A 2591-nucleotide genomic window follows, 5' to 3' on the forward strand; every position below is an offset into this window, starting at 1 on the left:
AGAAGAGCTTATGGTTTAACTAACTTTGATAATTTTAGAAGAAGAATTCTACTCAATTGGTATTTCTGCTACTAATTTATCATATCTAGTCTGGGAGAGCCATTTAAATCAATATATCTAGGGACGGTTTCAATCCAGCTTGGCACAACAAATCCCAGTTGATCCTTATCATTTTGGTGCTGAAACTTGAACTGAAACCCATTAGAAAAAATTTGAGGTTCATCACTAATACGAAATACTGACTTGAATCCTATCCCCTTTTCACCAATGTATCCTTTTACTTTAGTTTTTGTACTAGCTCCTACATTACAGATAGCTCTAACATTTTCCTCAGTAAATCCAGTTTCATTATTTTTGACAACGATTTTTTGAGAATCTATTGTCAAGATTAGTGTAGGAATAATTTCTTTTTTATACTGGTTATCGTCTGCATTTTGAATAAGTTCAAGGACGAAATGAGTTTCTTTAGAATAAAGGTCTACTGAAAGTCGTTCAAGGGCGCTGTTTAAACTTCTTCTTAAGTGGTTCATGGCTTCTTGAGCAGCTTTTTCTGTCTTTAAGCCAATTCCATATCTGTTTTTAGAGATATCTTCAATAATTTGTTTGGGTGAAAGCATTTGCATATTCTCTTAGTTAATTTTTGCTACAAAACTCAAATTTTTGGTCAGCAATATAACACTCTTGACTGAAACACCTGATTTGAGTCCCATTTTTTTACTATTTATATTCTTCCCTCAAAAGGCTAGTCAAACAATATAGGGCAAAAAATTCTTGAACCTTCATCGAATTGAGTAATCTAAGCAAAGCGGATACCGTTGGGGTTGCCGTTTGCGGTAGCGTCTCTAAAAGAGAAGGCATTGCCCAACTTTAGCCCACCACCAGCCTTTGGAAAAGCGCAACCGCCGTCAGTAGTTTCAAGAGCAATCCCGGCTTTGGCTGTGTGGGCAACAGAAAAGTTGGCGCACACCGGGGAAGCATGGAGGTAGTCGAGGTTAGTAGGAAAACCAACAAAACCAGAGAGTGCTACTTCCTGTACTGTTTGCTGAATGACTTTGCACCCATACTCGCTGAAGTTGCGGTGGTGATTCTGAGCGATCGCTTGACTTAGTTGTGGTTTTGTTGGGTCATGTTCTACTGCGACGACAGGAAGGATGCCCGCTTGCACCATACCAGCTTCGACACTGCCGCCCCCTGCGAGTAATACAACTGCGATCGGTGCATTGGCTGGAATAATAGGTTTGCCAGAAGATAGTTTTTTAGCTTTAGCTTTCTTTATAAAAGCAATGATGTCATCTCTGGTAGACCCGGAGCGTTGCATTTGGAGAATCAGAGGTACTGCACTACAGGGAATAGAGCCGATAGAACGACCTTTCCAAATACCATGAACTTTTTCTTCCCAGTTGTAGCCCCAACGCCAGTGTTTTAAATTATTAGGGTCACGTTCACCAATGACACGGGGGTACAATGCTGTTGAACCATCTTGTAGCTTTTTGGTTTCGGTGTACTGATAGAGGCATCCTTGACTACGAAGATGTGAGCTTTGAAGGTCGTCCTCTAAGAATTTTTCGGGTGTCGCAACAGACATATTCACAATTCGGAAGTAAAAAGTCGGAGGTCGGAAGTAACACCCCATTCACAAGTCGGAGGTATGAAGTTGGAAATCAGAAGGAAAAACAATTCCTACTTCCGACTTAAAGATGGTGAGCATCCCCGTATGAGTGGACATGAGGCAAAAAGAGTTTAAGCAATCGCTTCTTTGACCAGTTCATCCGGCACATCAAAAAGATCCAACTGCCCAATGTAAGGAATTGGAGTAATGGAGCGTGGATTCGCCAGCTTCCAGTGGTATTGTTCAGGCATACCCCAGCCAGAAGCAGTCGGTGAGAACAAACAACCAACCACCGTAACCACACCAATGATTTGACCCCGGCGCAGCATTTTTAGCTCTGGTACGGACACACCCAGGCTTTGACAAAATTCATGAGCTTGCTGGTACTCTTTCTTGGTACATTTTGAGGCAGCGTGAATGAGAATATCGCCTCTGTAATAGATGGGCCAGACTCGGTTCTCAATATCTTTATTGGCGTAAATGATTGCCCATGCCCAAGGTTGGCGGATTGACAGTGCTTTCATATTGCTAAAACTGAAGTAGTTGAATGTATGCGTCCAATGCAGCAATAGCCGGATGAAGCTGCGGTTGAGACTTCAGACCATTGCAGATAACCGCAGTAGTCCCAAGTTCAGTAAAAGTAAACCCGATGCTGGCTTGTCGAGCAGCGCAGTAGTTGATGATGGTTAACAGCACGAAATTCAGTTGTGCTAAAGCTTGCCCTTCGTGGGTAGACAATCGCCACTCGATGTTTTCAGAACTGACGACACGCGAAGCATTGGTTGAATTGCGCTTTTCAACATTAGATAAAATGTGGACTTTGAACTTGTAGTCACGCTCTGTAATTTGGCATTCGTCAGGTGCAAGAGTAGCCCAAGAGTAGAACTCTTGCATAAATATTTTCTGGTATAATGAAGGATTATTTTTCTTTACGTTAGAGAAGTTAAAATAGCCACAATTTACAAAATTTCTAATATTAACT

4 protein-coding genes are annotated in these 2591 nt (G+C 41.6%); all 4 read right to left on the reverse strand.

Going from position 1 to position 2591, the window contains the following annotated elements; translation table 11 throughout:
- Positions 1-71: 71 nt before the first annotated feature.
- Positions 72-617, reverse strand: coding sequence for a sacsin N-terminal ATP-binding-like domain-containing protein (locus tag H6G76_RS36400; protein ID WP_190711043.1), 546 nt, complete (start codon positions 615-617; stop codon positions 72-74).
- Positions 618-796: 179 nt separating this feature from the next.
- Positions 797-1585 carry a hypothetical protein gene (locus H6G76_RS36405; RefSeq protein ID WP_242056695.1) on the reverse strand — a complete coding sequence of 263 codons (789 nt, stop codon included), beginning with the start codon at positions 1583-1585 and terminating at the stop codon, positions 797-799.
- Positions 1586-1740: 155 nt separating this feature from the next.
- Positions 1741-2133: an ASCH domain-containing protein gene (locus H6G76_RS36410; protein ID WP_190711044.1), complete on the reverse strand. Its 393-nt coding sequence runs from the start codon at positions 2131-2133 to the stop codon at positions 1741-1743.
- Positions 2134-2137: 4 nt separating this feature from the next.
- Positions 2138-2591: hypothetical protein (locus H6G76_RS36415; protein WP_242056696.1), on the reverse strand; the 454-nt coding region annotated here is incomplete at its 5' end.

Source organism: Nostoc sp. FACHB-152, assembly GCF_014697475.1.
Classification (GTDB): Bacteria; Cyanobacteriota; Cyanobacteriia; order Cyanobacteriales; family Nostocaceae; genus Nostoc_B.

Bases quoted from the DNA above. Each gene is read 5' to 3' on its own strand.
- H6G76_RS36400 (WP_190711043.1), bottom strand. From the start codon at position 617: ATGCTTTCACCCAAACAAATTATTGAAGATATCTCTAAAAACAGATAT.
- H6G76_RS36405 (WP_242056695.1), bottom strand. From the start codon at position 1,585: ATGTCTGTTGCGACACCCGAAAAATTCTTAGAGGACGACCTTCAAAGC.
- H6G76_RS36410 (WP_190711044.1), bottom strand. From the start codon at position 2,133: ATGAAAGCACTGTCAATCCGCCAACCTTGGGCATGGGCAATCATTTAC.